Source organism: Peribacillus simplex NBRC 15720 = DSM 1321 (genome assembly GCF_002243645.1).
Classification (GTDB): domain Bacteria; phylum Bacillota; class Bacilli; order Bacillales; family DSM-1321; genus Peribacillus; species Peribacillus simplex.
This window is the reverse complement of sequence record NZ_CP017704.1, coordinates 440302-455711: the sequence shown is the minus strand read 5'-3', so window position 1 is coordinate 455711 and position 15410 is coordinate 440302. Positions and strand designations below refer to the sequence as shown.

Sequence of the window (15410 nt, the reverse complement as noted above, 5' to 3'; positions counted from 1 at the left end):
GATGTACTAAAGTTGGGCATTAGGTTAGGGGGAAAAATATTGAGCTCAGAATTAAAGGCAATAATAGAAGATCGCACACCGGAAATGGTAACGGACAGATTAAAAAAAGGAAAAAAGAAAACTGTTCGATGGTTTATCCTATTTCTAATTGCTTTAGTCACTTGTATAAATTACATCGACCGTGCCATCATTTCGCTTGCGGCTCCGAATATTCAAGCCGATTTACAAATAGATCCGGCTTTAATGGGAATCATATTTTCCGTATTTGGCTGGAGCTATACCTTCTCCATGCTATTTAGCGGCTACTTTCTTGATAGATTTGGTCCTAGAAAGGTATACACGGTTTCCCTCATTTTTTGGTCTGTATTTACATTCATGGTAGGTACCGCGAAAAGTATATCGTCACTGATTACATATCGCATAGGACTGGGTGCCTTTGAATCTCCCTCCATACCTACTAATGCCTGGTGTGTATCCGAGTGGTTTCCTAAAAAAGAACGGGCTACTGCGGTAGGGATTTATACGGGTACCCAATATATTGGGTTAGCCTTCCTGACTCCAGTTTTTACTTGGATCATCATAACCTTTGGCTGGAATTACCTGTTTTATATCGCCGGAATTATAGGGATTCTTATTGGATTGGTTTGGTATGGATTCTATCGGAACCCAAGGGAACATAAGCGTATTTCTCAGCAGGAGCTAAACTATATCAAAGAAGGCGGAGGGATGATCGGTACCGAAGAGAAGCATCCTTTCTCCTGGAAACGGATTGGCCAACTGCTTAAACACCGTCAAATTTGGGGAATGTTCATCGGGCAATTTTCCATTCAAACTACTTTGTTTTTCTTTATGACTTGGTTTCCATCCTATTTGATTGATGAAAAGGGAATGACGATGTTAAAAACCGGAATTTATGCAAGTATCCCATACATAGTAGCTATACTAGGAACTCTGATTGGCGGCCGATGTTCCGATTGGATGATAATACGCGGGTTATCAACCGGAATGGCACGTAAACTGCCCATTATTGTCGGATTGTTACTTTCTTGTTTGATTCTCGGGGGGAATTATACGGATTCACCAAACATAGTCATCACCTTTATGGCAATAGCATTCTTCGGACAGGGGATGGCATCAACGGTTACCGGTGCTCTTTTAGCTGATATTGCCCCGAAAGGAATGGTAGGCCTAACGGGTTCTTCACTATATTTTGTAGCTAACATTGGTGGGGCATTATCTCCGTTAATCGTCGGTTTAATCATTAGTGCGACACATTCTTATGCAGCAGCGCTAACCTTCATATCCGTAGTGGCTCTAATTGGCGCTTTTGCTTATATCTTTCTTCTCGGGAAAGTCCAACGTATTGAAATCACTGAATGATAAAAATAAAAAGGAGAAAGGCGGAATTACATTGAAACTGAGTTTATGCACAACAGGATTTAAAGAATGGGACATAGAGGAAATAATAAATTGGCTGCTTCCGTTGCAAGCGGATGTTAAAGGACTTGAATTATGGAATAAACATATAGAACGATTTCAGGAGAAGCACGGACCACTGGACAAATTAGCCAAATTACTTGAAACCAATGATTTACAAATACCTTCCATTAGTGGATATACGACTTTTTCGAAACTCTGGAACCAAAAAGAACATCAAAACGAAATCAATCAAGCAAGAAGATTGTTAGATATGGCTCATCAATTAAACTGCCCATTAATACGGACGTTCGCAGGACATATTGCATCAAGGAATGCCTCACCAGAACAATGGTCGGAAACGGCAACCGAGTTAAATAAATTAGGACAAATGGCAGATCTCTATGGAGTGGATGTAGCAATAGAAATTCACTATGACTCCTTTGCTGATAACCTCGAAGCCATTCATAAGCTTTTAGAAGATATCGACCATCCACGGATAAAACTGATTTTCGATGGTGCTAACTTATACGTTGATCAATTGAATCCGAAAGAGGTATTGGAATCCATTTTCCCCCATGTCAGCCATGTACATTTAAAAAATTATCACTACAATCATAAAGAACGTTATAAAAACAAACCAGCACCCATTTTTAGTGGGGATGTTGACAATATTCGCTTACTCGAAGAATTGAGAAAGCGAAATTATACAGGCTTTGTTTCTCTGGAATATTTCGGTCAGGAAGGAATGCCTAACTTGCTTGCCTCATTAGAACAATGGAAACAACAACTGACATATTGATTCTTTTGGGTATTTTAGATGAAGAACAATGGTGGGAATTCAACTTTTATATAAATGATTTTAAGCATACTCTTTTCTCTTAATGAGCAGGAAACTCCATCATGGCAGTCGAACATCAATTAGTAAAAGAGCGCTCTAATTAAGAGTAGCTGAAAAGGAGGGTGAATATGCAGAATCATGAGCTGGAACAAGTCATAAAAAATGCGGACAGGGCAATAAATAATGAGGATTTCGATCATTTAATGGAGTTCTATTCAGAGGATGCGACTTTAGTTGTCAAACCTGGAACATTCGCAAAAGGAAAAGAGGAAATTCGGCGGGCATTCATTGCTATCGCTGAATACTTTAATCATAGTTTAATCGTCAAACAAGAAAAGATGGCAATAATCGAAACGGGTGATACGGCATTGGTTGTGGCAAAAGCCCAGCTAAGTGCCAATCAAAAGGACGATTCCGAATTCTCTATGGAAAGAACCGCGACATATGTATTTAAAAAGGATTCCACGGGTACATGGCGCTGCATAATCGACAACTCTTATGGTGCTGAAATAATTGAAGAATTGAAGTGATTGGTGAAAGCTACCGTATATGGTGGCTTTTTATTTTTTTTCAACTAGATTACATGAAAACAAAAAAACAGTTTTAGTTATGAAAAAATCGCCTATGTATAGAAGTGATGATGAAATGAAGAAATGATTGTGCCCATTAATAATAAGAACAAAGGCTACAATAAAAACATTAATTTACGACAAAACAAGAAGACGAAATCTTTAAGATATCGCCGTCTCATATAATACGGGTTTATAATTTTCCCTATGTTCAATTGTCGCTTATTTTAAAGCTGATAAACTTCTGCTCCATCATTTCATCCATCGCATATTTGACGCCTTCTCGGCCAACACCACTGTCCTTCCAGCCACCATAGGGCATATTATCAATCCGATAAGTTGGGATATCATTGATTACGACTCCACCTGTTTCCAAGCGTTCCGCCGCATAAAAAGCTCGTTCTATACTCGGTGTCATCACTCCTGAGTTCAATCCGTAACGCGAATCATTTGCATCATTGATGGCATCATCCAGCGTATCGAATGGGAAAATGCAAACAATTGGACCAAATACTTCGAAACGAAATACCTTTGAGTCACGATTTACATTGGTTAAGACGGTAGGCAATAGTACATTACCTTCCACTGTACCGCCGCACTCAATTTTTGCTCCTTCCTGTACTGCCTCGTCAATCCAACTTTGTAACCGTTCCAATGATTTTTTTGAAATAACCGCTGTAATATTTGTATTTTCCTCGAGTGGGGAACCGATGACAAGCTGTTTTGTTGTACTTACGAATCGATCTAAAAATTGTTGGTATAGTGATTTGTGGACATAAATTCGTTGAATAGAGATACACACCTGCCCATTATTCGTAAATGAACCCATCACACTTCTTTGAATAATTTTATCGATGTCGACTCCTTCATCAATGATGAAAGGCGAATTGGATCCGAGTTCAAGGGTAAGCTTACGGAAGCCTGCCTGCTGCTGGATAAGGTGTCCGACCTCTACACTGCCTGTGAAAGTCACTTTTTTTACATGTGGATGGGTCGTCAAGGCTTCACTTAAAACATCCCCTTTGCCCGGTATGATGTTCAATACTCCATCTGGCAACCCTGCTTCTTTAAAAATATCGGCAAGAACCAGTGAACTCAACGGGGTTTGTTCGGCAGGTTTTAACACAATCGAATTTCCAGCCGCAATAGCTGGACCAACTTTATGGGCGACCAGATTAAATGGAAAGTTAAATGGGGTAATCGCGGTAACGACGCCAATCGGGGTGCGAACCGTGAAGCCAAAACGGTTTACCCCACCCACTGCCGCATCCATCGGGATCTGTTCTCCATAATTGTTCTTGGATGCTTCTGCAGCAAAACGATAGGTCTGAACCGTACGATTCATTTCTTCACGAGCATTTCGAATCGTTTTCGCCGCCTCTAGAGAAATGATTTTCGCAAGTTCTTCACTGCGTTCTTCCATGATTGATGCAGCTTTAAATAAAATTTCTGCTCGTGCGTGAGCAGGGTAGGATCGGTATTTCTGAAAAGCTGAATTTGCTTCAACAATCGCTTCAATGGCATCAGCTGGTTCAGCCTGTCCGATTTGTGCAATTTCTTCGTTTGAATGGGGATTAAATAATGGCTCATATGATTTAGCCTCACGCCATTTACCACCAATCCACAATTGCCACTTTTTCTTCATCTGAAATCCCTCCAATAATATCTGCCTTTATAATTTACAAATATAATCACCTAGTGTTTTCGAGAGCTTTACATTTTCCGAATAATCGACATCCACATCAATCAAGACAATTTCCTGACTTGAAATCGCTTCTTCTAATGCATGAAGCAATTCATCGGAGTGGGTTACTTTCACTCCTTTAACCCCAAAGCTTTTTGCGAACCCTAAAAAGTCTGGGTCTGTAAATTCAATCGCATTCGTACGATCAAATTTATTCAATTGCTTCCACTCAATTAGGCCGTATTTTGAATCATGGAAAATGACTATCACGAAGGCAAGACCTAGACGTTTTGCAGTTGCCAATTCAACCCCATTCATCAGAAATCCACCATCTCCTGTAACCGCAATGACAGGTTTATCAGGTTTTGCCATTTTGGCTGCAATTGCGCCGGGAATGGCAATTCCCATCGATGCAAAACCATTAGAAATGATAGTGTGATTAGGCATTTCCGGCTGATACATCCGGGCAATCCATAATTTATGGGCACCCACATCCGATATGACAATGGCATTACCCTTTTCCGCCCTTTTCAAATCGGCGATAATTCGCTGAGGGATGATAGGGCTTCCAGATACATCATCAGAAGAATGAAATTTTTCAATGATTTGAGACCTTAACTTTTTTACTTCTGGCCAAAGCTCTTTTTTTGCTACACCAGTGGTCAAGGCTTCAATTGCCTCCGTAACGTTCCCGACCAATTCAGCTTGAACGGGGTAATAAGCATCAATCTCAGCCGGTCGAGCATCAATATGAACAATCGGATTCATTGCCTCATCGTTCCAATACTTTGGCAAATACTCGACGAAATCATAGCCGACAGTGATTATAAGGTCGGCCAAATCAAACCCGCATAGAACATAATCCCTTGCTTGCATCCCTACTGTAAAAAGGGTCAATGGATGGTTAGAAGGTAAAACTCCTTTGGCCATGAACGAATTCACAACGGGAATTTGCTTCTCTTCTGCAAATTTCCGTAAGGACTCAGCAGCTCCATCGCGGACTATGCCATTACCAGCTAGAATAATAGGCCTTTTAGCGCGATTTATTAATTCTACGGCTTTTTTGATTTCTTCCTCGGCTGGGCGGGATCTAGGCATTGGTGTAACCGGAAGAGGTTCACCTTCAGTATCCATCATCGCCACATCTTCCGGGAGTTCTATATGAACAGCTCCCGGCTTTTCTATGACTGCAGTTTTAAATGCTTTACGGATAATTTCCGGAATCGTATGCGGCACCTTAATTTGTTGATTCCATTTCGTTACTTCATTAAAAACCCCAATAATGTCCACATATTGATGCGACTCCTTATGAATTCGATCAAGGCCCGCCTGACCTGTAATCGCGACAACAGGGGAATAATCCAGATAAGCACTTCCTATCCCTGTCAATAAATTAGTTGCACCCGGTCCCAATGTGCCCAAACAGACGCCAGGCTTTCCAGTTAGCCGGCCATAGATGTCTGCCATAAAAGCTGCAGCTTGTTCATGATGAACCAAGATAAATTTAATATCAGAGCTTATTAGAGAATCAATAAGATCCGTATTTTCCTCACCAGGTATCCCAAAAATATACTTAACACCTTCATTCTCTAAACATCTTACAAACAAATCAGATGCCTTCAAATTATTTCCTCCTCGACCATTTCAATTTCTTTCCCTATATGTTGGCTTTGCCAACTAGAAATTATGTACTTGCTCATATTAAAACCAATTCGAACATTTGCAACTCTGTATAAAGAAATTCAGGTATAAGTAAATTTAGGAAGGGTAAAATTGATATCGCAAGTCGATTAATTATCATAATATTTATTACTGTTGCACTTGTTGTAATAGCACTTGTCCTTTTTCTTATCTATTTATTAATATTTGACCGAAATCAGAAGCATCACGCCATACTACGGAATTATCCAGAACTAGGCAGGGGGCGCTATTTTTTAGAAAAAGCCGGCCCGGAATTTCGGAAATATTTATTTAACGAGGAAAATGAAGGGAAGCCATTTTCAAGGGATGACTTAGAACATATTGTTAAAAGCGCAAAGTATATGCGAGGTGTAATTGTGTTTGGTTCAAAACGTGATTTTTTGAAGAACGCCTTTTTATTCGGAATGCTATGTTCCCCAAATTAGCCGAGAAGAAAAATTTGATAGGGAAACGAAGGTGATGACCAAAAGATATATCTTATTGAGAGATTCGCTTCTTACGCAGTGAAAGGGAAAATGGGAGGATGAGGAATCGTTTACTTACATAATGCATGACCATGATGCCTTAATCATTGGCCCAAGTAGAAAAACCTCCATTTAGAATAAAAGGTTTGATCGGGATATCGGCGATGAGCTATGGTTCATCACTGTTTTTTTAGCAAGTTCAATACAGGACATTGGTCGGAAGGGAAATATAATATCTGAGGGGAAATGGTAAGGTAGTTCGGATGTACAAAAAAAAGGGAGATGGAGCTATGAAGAAATTACTTACTAGTTTGGTAGTATTAGCAATGGCCCTTGGGATATCCTTTTCCACCGCTTCAGCATCTGCTGGAGGTTTTCACCACCCCGAAAGCTGGGATAAAAACTCAATTTTGCGGAAGGACACACATGGGGTGGAGGTCAGAAATATGCAGTATATCCTGAATGTCATGGGTTTTTATACGGATTCAGCAGTGGTTGACGTTGATGGAATTTTTGGACCAAAAACCGAAGCGGGTGTAAAGAAATATCAAAAAGACAACAACTTGAAAGTGGATGGTGTGGTTGGCCCCAGGACGTGGGAAAGCTTCTCGCAATATATTAAGAAGAATGGCAATGAAACATATGGAGCAGGCGGAAACATGGGACTCAGAATTAAATGGAAGTACGAAAATTCTTCCTATACTTCCGGCTCTAAAGCCTATATTTACGGTAATGGGGATACATTAAGCGACCAATATCGCTTGTATGCGAATTAAGATACAGGAAGGACCAATTAATTTCCCCTTCATATGAAAAACGTGTCCACAAATGGGCACGTTTTTATTTTTGGCTTCACGAGTTGATTGTTATGTCCTACCTATGATCCGGAACATTCTTATCATTAGGCAATTGAAGTGGATTAATGAATATATACATTAAATCAACACTAAACCGATTGATGTCTCAATCGGTTTAGTGTTGTTCAAACATTTTATCTTTTAAGAAATCCATAAAAACAGATTTAGGTTTACCTTTTAAATAAATAAAATCAATACTAATATTTGTTTTCACAGGAGGTGTTATTTCTACCCGAAATAACTCTTCATTCTCAAATTCTTTTTTAACACAATGCTCAGGTAGAAAGCAGATACCTACGCCTTGCAGTACAAGATTTTTAGCTGTTTCCATATTATCAACTTCTAAGTATATATTTGGATTCAAACCCTTACTTAAGAATAGACGATGAATTGTAAGCCAATCCATAGATCCATAATCAAAAAGGATTAGTGGTTGTTTACTTACATCTTCTACTGTTACACTCTCTTCTTTTAAAAAAACATGATTTCGAGGAACAAAAAGACTGATAGGATCATTATAAAGACGAATTGAATCTATTTGAGGGTGAGTTTCTGTACGTACAATGCCAAAGTCTACATCTTTATTAATAACCTTGTGCAAAATGTCTTTAGAATGGCCTGTTATAATTTTTATTCTGACGTCCTTAAACTCCGAGATAAAAGATGGCAAAATATCAGGAAGAATGTTATTGGAGATTGACAAAGCACTCCCAATTACGAGCTCATATGGGATGTTTACCTGTTGTAGGCCGTACTTTGCTTCCTGATATGATTGAAGAATTTTTTGTGCATGTGGAAAAAAATACTCTCCTTTTTCAGTTAAAGAAATTTTATTTCCGTTTCGATGAAAAAGCTTTATATTAATTTCACGTTCTAGGGATTGAATCCGTGCTGTTACAGAAGGTTGAGTTAAATAAAGAGCTTCTGCTGCTTTATTGAAACTACCGACTTGACAAACATAGATGAAGGCTTCAATATTTTCAATATTCATGTTTAACTGCTCCTAATTTTTATCTACTATAACACTTCCCTATACATTATACATTTAAAAGGTAAAAGGATGTAAACCCCCACGTCTTCTTCAAACTTCAAAATTACACCAATTGAATTTTCTTATTTGTTTCATTAGCTGTTTTAATTACCGTTTTTGCTAAAATTTCTGTTGGATCAATGATACAAATATCTTGGGACGATCTAAGTACAAGAGGAATTTCTGTACAACCTGCTATAATTGCTACTGCTCCTTGTTTTATCAATTTATTAGCAACTTTTGAAAGGCAAAAATGCCCTTTCTCTAAATTACTACCTTTAATAGCATATATTCCATCCATCACCTCTTTCTGCATGTCTTTATCAGGCTCAATGACCTCAATATCGTAGTTTTGACAACTATGTTGATACAGTTTTGTATTAATCGTCCCGTCTGTAGCTAACAAACCTACTTTTCTAAAACTATTTTCTTGTAAAAAGCGAGACGTTTCTAAAGGCATATGCAAGATAGGAATACTAACGGATTTTTGTACTAATTCAAAGAAAAAGTGAGCAGTATTACATGCAATTACTAGAAAATCAGCACCAGCGTTCTCTAGTCGCTGTGCTGATTGTATAATATATGGAGTAGGATCTGTTCCTTTTCCCAAAATAGCTGTAGTTCGATCAGGTATTTGAGAATAGTTGTCGGCAATGATATGGATATGATCTTGATCCTTCATTGCAGGCGTATAAGAAATAATTTTTTTCATTAAATCAACTGTTGCTAACGGGCCCATTCCACCAATAATTCCTACTACTTTCTGCATTTCGTCACCACTTTTAAAGTTATTTTAAAATTAAACTTTCAATGAAAGTCTACTTATTTTTTATGTGTTTTAGATACTTTTCTTTATTATAGTTTTTGTTTTAGGAGATGAATTATAGAAATAATCTATACAGTAATAGAAACTATATATTGAACAGTAGTTTTGACATAAACACTCTTTGTAATTATATTTCGTTCAGGATACATATTTTCTAATTGATGTTCTTCAATTAACCTGCCACGTTACTAAAAGTACATTCCTTCACAATCTCTATTTTTAAATATCCAAAATTATCATTAGAATTTAGGTTTTTTTGCATCTCGAAATTTTAAAAAACAACTATTAAATTATGCAATATTAAATTTTTTATTCTAATACGCATAATGATTTTGCTAATTTTACTAATAGTTAGCGTTATAACAGTATTTTGTAATTTGGAATGGGATTTGCATATTGAATATAGAAAATTCAAATAATAGGAAAGGGGGAAGAGAAATCTATAATCAAATAACTAGGGTGTTTTTTTGTATAAACTGGTCTGACCGGTCTGATATCTTAAGCTATGGAGTTGAACTTAAAGATGGCGATTGTAAGTGAAACTGTTCAAAAATTTTTATGTGATTTTATCCTTAAAAATAATCTTACATGTGGTGACCAGCTTCCGTCTGAAAGAGAATTGGCAAAACTATTAGAAGTCAGCAGATCTTCTGTAAGAGAGGCATTGCAATCACTTTCTGAAAAAGAAATTATAGAAAAAAAAGTAGGAAAGGGGGTGTATGTAAAGAAAAGTTTACAGCTCAATGACAAAGAATTTTCAAGCACGTTCGATATATCTGTCAATATAGAAAATTCTCTAGACTTATTAGAACTTCGCAAAGTGATTGAAGCTGAAATCGCTTATTTGGCTGCAAAACGGATAAAACCGAATGAAATCAATATTCTTGAACAATCGCTTGTCGACTTAGAAGTGAGTATTAAAATGGAATCTTCTATTATTGTTCCTGATCTTGTATTTCATAGAACGCTTGCACGATCTACAAACAATCAAGTGATTATTGATATGTACAATAATATTTCAGAATTTTTCAAAAAGGTAAGGATTGAAATGGCAACTTATGATGATACAAAAAATGCACTTTATTACCATCAACAGATCTTGAAGGCGGTGAAAAAAGGAGAATCAGATAGAAGTTCTAAATTAATGAAAGAACATATTGAAGATGTGAAAAGCCATTATATCAAAATGGTAGAGGAGTATAAGAACGTCCAAAGCACATACACCTGATACCAATAATAGGGGGAATTATATTGAGAGCTAAAACCACCGTTACTTCTGGTTTAATTCAAGAAGAGCCGAATTTTAAGAGAGTTCTAACCCTTCCTTCCCTTGTATTTTACGGCCTTGCTTATTTAATACCTACGACAATTTTTGATATGTATGGAATTGTATCTAATATAACTCACGGAATGTTTTCTTTAACTCACGCGTTAACCGCAATAGCTATACTGTTTACAGCATTTAGTTATGGCAGCATGGTTGCCGCTTTCCCGGTTTCAGGTTCTGCATACACGTATGCCCAACAGGCAATAAATCCATATATTGGTTTTTTAACGGGTTGGACAGTTATGATGGATTATCTTCTTGTACCTATGCTGTCTTACGTTATTGCTGCTAACTATATGAATGCGATTTTCCCTGAAATACCTAATTGGATATGGATCCTCGGATTAACTGTCCTTGTGACAACTATTAGCTATGTTGGCATTAACGTTACTGCCAAAGTAAACAATATAATTGTTTTGGTTCAGCTCTCCATTATAGCTATTGTAACGATTTTTTTAATTAAATTTATTGCCCAAGGTGGAGGAATGGGATCCTTTTTCTCGTGGGATGTATTTGTAAACACTAGTGAGTTTGCTAAACCAGAAGTAGGATGGGGAGTCATTTTTACTGGTGCATCTATACTGGTACTATCATATTTTGGATTTGATGCTGTAACAATGGTAGCGGAAGAAGCTATAAATCCGAGAGTTAATGTTCCAAGAGCGGTATTAATAATTTGTGCGGGTGCGGGGCTTTTATTTACAACCGTATCTTACTTAATGCTATTAGCCTGGCCTGCAGGCTGGAGTGAATTCACAGATGTAAATACGGGAGCACTTGAATTATTTAAAAAGATTGGTTTAGGTATACTCGCTGTTATCTATCCTTTTTTTACCATGATTGGAGCAATAGCGGGTCCTTTAGCTGCACAAACCTCTTGTTCCCGTATGCTGTGTAAAATGGGTGGCGACAGAATTATACCAAAGTTTTTTGGCTACATTCACCCTAAAAAAGCTACTCCAACAAATAGTATTTTATTTATCGGGTCTCTTAGTTTAACTGCTTTGTTTCTTGATGTAAAAACAGTCATTTCTTTAGTAAACTTCGGCGCACTGTTTGGCTGTACCTTCGTAAATATATCTGTTATATTCTATTATTTTATTAAGCAGAAAAAACGTAAAGGCATAAATATTGTACGATATTTGTTATTCCCCTCTATTGGAGCAATAATCACGCTATTCTTTTTATACAAATTGGATATGTATGCAAAGACTGCAGGTTTGATTTGGTTGACAGTTGGAGTTATTTACCTTGGACTAAATACAAATTTCTTCAAAAAACTTCCACCGGAATTAAATATGAATGAAATGAAGGGATGATACTTTAATGACACAATCATATTGGTTAGCAAATGTATTACTTGAAAGCGGTTTCTTTCGTAAGGATGGAATGGTTACAAAAACAATTACAGAAAACTGTCATATCCTTGTTGAAGAAGGAAAATTCACTAAAATAATCCCAGCGTATGAGAATTTACCCGTTGGGTTGCCAGTTCAGGATACGGGCGGACTGCTTATGCTGCCTGGCTTTCAGGATATGCATATTCATCTGGACAAAACATACTATGGAGGTAAATGGAAAGCATGTACCCCATTTGTGGATGTATTTGGCCGAATGAAAGAAGAAGAAGACATGCTTCCGTCTCTTCTTCCTGTCACGGAAGAAAGGGCGAAGAAGATTTTGGAGCTGCTTCTACAGAATGGAGTAACCCACATAAGGGCTCAGTGTAATGTTGACCCTATAATTGGGTTGAAAAACATGGAAGCAGTTTTACAGGCTTTAAAATCATACGATGGACAGCTTTCTTATGAGTTAGTTGCTTTTCCTCAGCACGGACTCTTGCGAAGTAATTCCGTTCCACTTGTAAGGGAAGCCTTGCAAATGGGAGCTACTGCTTCAGGGGGATTGGATCCGGCCATAGTAGATGAAAATATTGAAGCTTCATTACATGCACTCATAGAGCTTGCAGTTGAAGCGGATGCAGATATAGATTTGCATTTACATGAACCTGGTCACCTCGGAATTTATACGATGAAACGATTGGCAAAACTTACAGAAGAAGCAGGCTGGCAGGGAAGAGTTACAATTGGACACGCGTTTGGACTCGGGGATGTTCCAGTTGAAGTTGCAGCCGATGCGGCGGAAACTTTAGCTCAAGCGGGTATTTCAATTGCTTCTACTGTACCTATCGATATTCCCACAATTCCAATCCCGTTGCTTCATGAAAAGGGTATAAATGTCTCGCTTGTAAATGACAGCATAACGGATCATTGGGACCCATTTGGCACAGGGGACGTGCTTTACAAAGCTATCTGATGGCTGAACGTTTCGCTTGGATTGATGAGTGGTCTTTAGGACGAGCCCTTGGTTTTATTACTGGCGGGAAAATGCCTCTTAATTCAGAAGGGGAGCGAGTTTGGCCGACTATTGGTGATAAAGCGGATGCTGTTTTTGTGGAAGCTAGTTGTTCAGCGGAAGCAGTCGCAAGACGTTCAAGTCGCCTTGCAGTTATGCACAAAGGGAAAATTGTTTCAGGTTCTTTTAATCAAATCTTAGCAAAAAATTAATATTATAACGAAAAAACGCTATTCTTTTTGTAGAAATATACAGAAAGGATGGCGTTTTTTATGAGTTTTTTTAGATGAAATGAATCTCTATTTTCAAAAACTTCACGCCTTTTTCTCTCTATCTTATCTACAACTATTAGCTAAAGAAGTTGGTTTTGTTCAACATATAAGTAAATATCAAACGCAAGAATTCTCTATGGAAAGAACAGCGACATATGTATTTAAAAAGGATTCCATTGGTACCTGGCGCTGCATAATCTACAATTCTTATGGTGCTGAAATAATTGAAGAATTGAATTAAACGGCTTGACAATATACCCCTATAGGTATAATATGAACTCACAAGTTAAGAACGCATAAATTCACGAGTAAACTACGCAAACTCCGAGTAAAGCACTCAAATTCACGAGTAAAATGCACAAACTCACGATTGCTTCTAATAAATTGGAAGTGAACTTGGGGCTGAGCTTCTTAATGATTAGTGATTGTATTTGTAAATAGATGGGTGGGTGGAGTATGGAGTATGATAAAAATGTCATTAATCGCTTGAAGCGGATTGAAGGACAAATCAAGGGTGTTCTTGGAATGATGGAGCAGGGAAAAGATTGCAGGGAAATCGTCACTCAATTGTCTGCTGCACGTAATGCCATCGATAGGACCATGGGTGTTATTGTAAGTGACAATCTTGAGAAATGCGTTCGGGAAAACGTCGAGAAAGGCGAGGGCACTGATCATCTTGTCAAGGAAGCGGTTGAGTTGCTGATTAAAAGCAGGTAAAAGAATTTGATCTGACCTGTAGAAAAAGGAGTGTTATGCATGTCTTATATTTTACAAGTGGATTTTAAAATGGAGGGACCATTCGGCAACGAAATGGTAAAAGAATTTACTGATTTAGCAAAAAGCATTAATGATGAAGAAGGCTTGATCTGGAAGATTTGGACCGAAGACAGTGAGGCAAAGGAAGCTGGTGGAATTTATCTGTTTGAAACGAAGGAATCCGCATGTAAGTACTTGACTATGCATACAGCGAGGTTAAAAGGGTTTGGAATAGAGAAGGTCAATGGAAAAATATTCGAAGTGAATGAAGGTTTGACTTCAATCAATCATGGACCAATTAAATAAAGAAAACCCTATTCCGTTCATTTTTTAGTGAATAGGGTTAACGAACTATATTTTTTTATCACAATTTATACCCACTAGGGTATAAAAATGGAATATCGATCAGGGGGAAAACATAATGACTGAAAAGAAAAGAACGACGATCATTTTATTTAGTGGTGATTATGATAAGGCAATGGCTGCTTATATTATAGCAAATGGGGCGGCGGCTTACGATCATGAAGTGACTATCTTCCATACATTCTGGGGATTGAATGCATTAAGGAAGGATGATCCGATTTCTTTAAAAAAAGGATTCCTTGAAAAAATGTTTGCAAAAATGATGCCGCGTGGTTCTGATAAAATGGGTCTATCAAACATGAACTTTGCCGGGATGGGCCCTAAAATGATCAAACACGTGATGAAAAAACATAACGCCATGTCACTGCCAAATTTAATTGAGCTGGCCCAAGAACAGGAAATCAAACTAATAGCCTGTACGATGACAATGGATTTATTGGGCTTGCAGCAAGTGGAATTATTGGATGGAATTGAGTATGCAGGTGTTGCGGCATATTTAGCTGAAGCAGAGGATGGAAATGTAAACTTATTTATATAAATGTGGGTTCTGGAGGGATGAGGCTAAATGGGAACTATATTCAATATCATCATACTAGGTGTCATCGTTTGGTTTTTATATCAGCGATTCGTCCCGGTAAAGGGGATAAAAAATATAAATGCGGCTGAGTTAAAAGCTGAGCTAAATAACAAAGGAAATAAGCAATTCATTGATGTCCGTACTCCTAATGAATATAGGGGCAACCATATTAAGGACTTTATAAATATACCTCTAAACGAACTTGGCAAAAGGTCACAAGAACTTTCAAAAGATAAAGAAGTGGTTGTAATTTGCCAAAGCGGGTTGAGGAGCAGTAAAGCGAGTAAAGCGTTGAAAAAACGCGGTTTTAAAGAAGTAACCAACGTAAAAGGCGGCATGAGTTCTTGGCGCTAATAAAAGGAGGATATCAAA

The 15410-nt window shown here is 37.8% G+C and carries 14 protein-coding genes and 1 pseudogene; 11 read left to right on the top strand and 4 right to left on the bottom strand.

Annotation, left to right across the window (positions count from 1 at the left end):
* Positions 1-39 precede the first annotated feature (39 nt).
* The 3 genes from BS1321_RS02090 (at position 40) to BS1321_RS02080 (ending at position 2787) form a co-directional block, all read left to right on the top strand.
* On the top strand, positions 40-1380 hold the full coding sequence (locus BS1321_RS02090) for an MFS transporter (protein WP_198319686.1): 1341 nt from the start codon (positions 40-42) through the stop codon (positions 1378-1380).
* 31 nt (positions 1381-1411) lie between these two features.
* Positions 1412-2218, top strand: coding sequence for a sugar phosphate isomerase/epimerase family protein (locus BS1321_RS02085; protein WP_069981784.1), 807 nt, complete (start codon positions 1412-1414; stop codon positions 2216-2218).
* 167 nt (positions 2219-2385) lie between these two features.
* Complete coding sequence (locus BS1321_RS02080; protein ID WP_063236050.1) at positions 2386-2787, top strand: YybH family protein; 402 nt, start codon at positions 2386-2388, stop codon at positions 2785-2787.
* Positions 2788-3037: 250 nt separating this feature from the next.
* Here BS1321_RS02080 and BS1321_RS02075 read toward each other — a convergent pair whose 3' ends face one another.
* Together BS1321_RS02075 and BS1321_RS02070 are read right to left on the bottom strand one after the other, a co-directional pair.
* Positions 3038-4471 carry an aldehyde dehydrogenase family protein gene (locus tag BS1321_RS02075; protein WP_063236049.1) on the bottom strand — a complete coding sequence of 478 codons (1434 nt, stop codon included), beginning with the start codon at positions 4469-4471 and terminating at the stop codon, positions 3038-3040.
* Between the two features lie 27 nt (positions 4472-4498).
* Positions 4499-6133: an acetolactate synthase large subunit gene (locus tag BS1321_RS02070; protein WP_063236048.1), complete on the bottom strand. Its 1635-nt coding sequence runs from the start codon at positions 6131-6133 to the stop codon at positions 4499-4501.
* 832 nt (positions 6134-6965) lie between these two features.
* On the opposite strand from BS1321_RS02070, the gene BS1321_RS02065 reads away from it, so the two are divergent.
* Positions 6966-7451, top strand: a complete 486-nt coding sequence (locus tag BS1321_RS02065; protein ID WP_063236047.1) for a peptidoglycan-binding domain-containing protein — start codon at positions 6966-6968, stop codon at positions 7449-7451.
* Positions 7452-7647: 196 nt separating this feature from the next.
* On the opposite strand, the gene BS1321_RS02060 is transcribed toward BS1321_RS02065, so the two are convergent.
* The gene (locus BS1321_RS02060; protein WP_063236046.1) at positions 7648-8523 is read right to left on the bottom strand and encodes a LysR family transcriptional regulator; all 876 of its coding nucleotides are present in this window, start codon (positions 8521-8523) and stop codon (positions 7648-7650) included.
* A gap of 103 nt (positions 8524-8626) precedes the next feature.
* Entirely contained in the window at positions 8627-9331 is a 705-nt protein-coding gene (cuyB, locus tag BS1321_RS02055; RefSeq protein WP_063236045.1) for a cysteate racemase, read from the bottom strand.
* A gap of 580 nt (positions 9332-9911) precedes the next feature.
* On the opposite strand from cuyB, the gene BS1321_RS02050 reads away from it, so the two are divergent.
* The 7 genes and pseudogenes from BS1321_RS02050 to BS1321_RS02015 all read left to right on the top strand — a co-directional run bounded on the left by BS1321_RS02050 (position 9912) and on the right by BS1321_RS02015 (position 15392).
* Positions 9912-10616 (top strand): FadR/GntR family transcriptional regulator, encoded by a 705-nt coding sequence (locus BS1321_RS02050; protein ID WP_063236044.1) that lies wholly within the window; start codon positions 9912-9914, stop codon positions 10614-10616.
* A gap of 23 nt (positions 10617-10639) precedes the next feature.
* Entirely contained in the window at positions 10640-12034 is a 1395-nt protein-coding gene (locus BS1321_RS02045) for an APC family permease (RefSeq protein WP_063236043.1), read from the top strand.
* Positions 12035-12041: 7 nt separating this feature from the next.
* Positions 12042-13282: pseudogene (locus tag BS1321_RS02040) on the top strand (amidohydrolase).
* A 516-nt stretch (positions 13283-13798) separates the two neighbouring features.
* Positions 13799-14059, top strand: a complete 261-nt coding sequence (locus BS1321_RS02030; RefSeq protein ID WP_063236041.1) for a metal-sensitive transcriptional regulator — start codon at positions 13799-13801, stop codon at positions 14057-14059.
* A gap of 39 nt (positions 14060-14098) precedes the next feature.
* The gene (locus tag BS1321_RS02025; protein ID WP_063236040.1) at positions 14099-14404 is read left to right on the top strand and encodes a monooxygenase; all 306 of its coding nucleotides are present in this window, start codon (positions 14099-14101) and stop codon (positions 14402-14404) included.
* A gap of 115 nt (positions 14405-14519) precedes the next feature.
* Positions 14520-14999, top strand: coding sequence for a DsrE/DsrF/DrsH-like family protein (locus BS1321_RS02020; RefSeq protein WP_063236039.1), 480 nt, complete (start codon positions 14520-14522; stop codon positions 14997-14999).
* Positions 15000-15026: 27 nt separating this feature from the next.
* Positions 15027-15392 (top strand): rhodanese-like domain-containing protein, encoded by a 366-nt coding sequence (locus BS1321_RS02015; protein WP_063236038.1) that lies wholly within the window; start codon positions 15027-15029, stop codon positions 15390-15392.
* The last annotated feature ends 18 nt before the right edge of the window (positions 15393-15410 follow it).

Excerpts from the sequence above, each read along its gene's own strand:
- BS1321_RS02080 (WP_063236050.1), top strand. The coding sequence starts at position 2,386 with ATGCAGAATCATGAGCTGGAACAAGTCATAAAAAATGCGGACAGGGCA.
- BS1321_RS02075 (WP_063236049.1), bottom strand. The coding sequence starts at position 4,471 with ATGAAGAAAAAGTGGCAATTGTGGATTGGTGGTAAATGGCGTGAGGCT.
- BS1321_RS02065 (WP_063236047.1), top strand. The coding sequence starts at position 6,966 with ATGAAGAAATTACTTACTAGTTTGGTAGTATTAGCAATGGCCCTTGGG.
- BS1321_RS02060 (WP_063236046.1), bottom strand. The coding sequence starts at position 8,523 with ATGAATATTGAAAATATTGAAGCCTTCATCTATGTTTGTCAAGTCGGT.
- cuyB (WP_063236045.1), bottom strand. The coding sequence starts at position 9,331 with ATGCAGAAAGTAGTAGGAATTATTGGTGGAATGGGCCCGTTAGCAACA.
- BS1321_RS02050 (WP_063236044.1), top strand. The coding sequence starts at position 9,912 with ATGGCGATTGTAAGTGAAACTGTTCAAAAATTTTTATGTGATTTTATC.
- BS1321_RS02030 (WP_063236041.1), top strand. The coding sequence starts at position 13,799 with ATGGAGTATGATAAAAATGTCATTAATCGCTTGAAGCGGATTGAAGGA.
- BS1321_RS02025 (WP_063236040.1), top strand. The coding sequence starts at position 14,099 with ATGTCTTATATTTTACAAGTGGATTTTAAAATGGAGGGACCATTCGGC.
- BS1321_RS02020 (WP_063236039.1), top strand. The coding sequence starts at position 14,520 with ATGACTGAAAAGAAAAGAACGACGATCATTTTATTTAGTGGTGATTAT.
- BS1321_RS02015 (WP_063236038.1), top strand. The coding sequence starts at position 15,027 with ATGGGAACTATATTCAATATCATCATACTAGGTGTCATCGTTTGGTTT.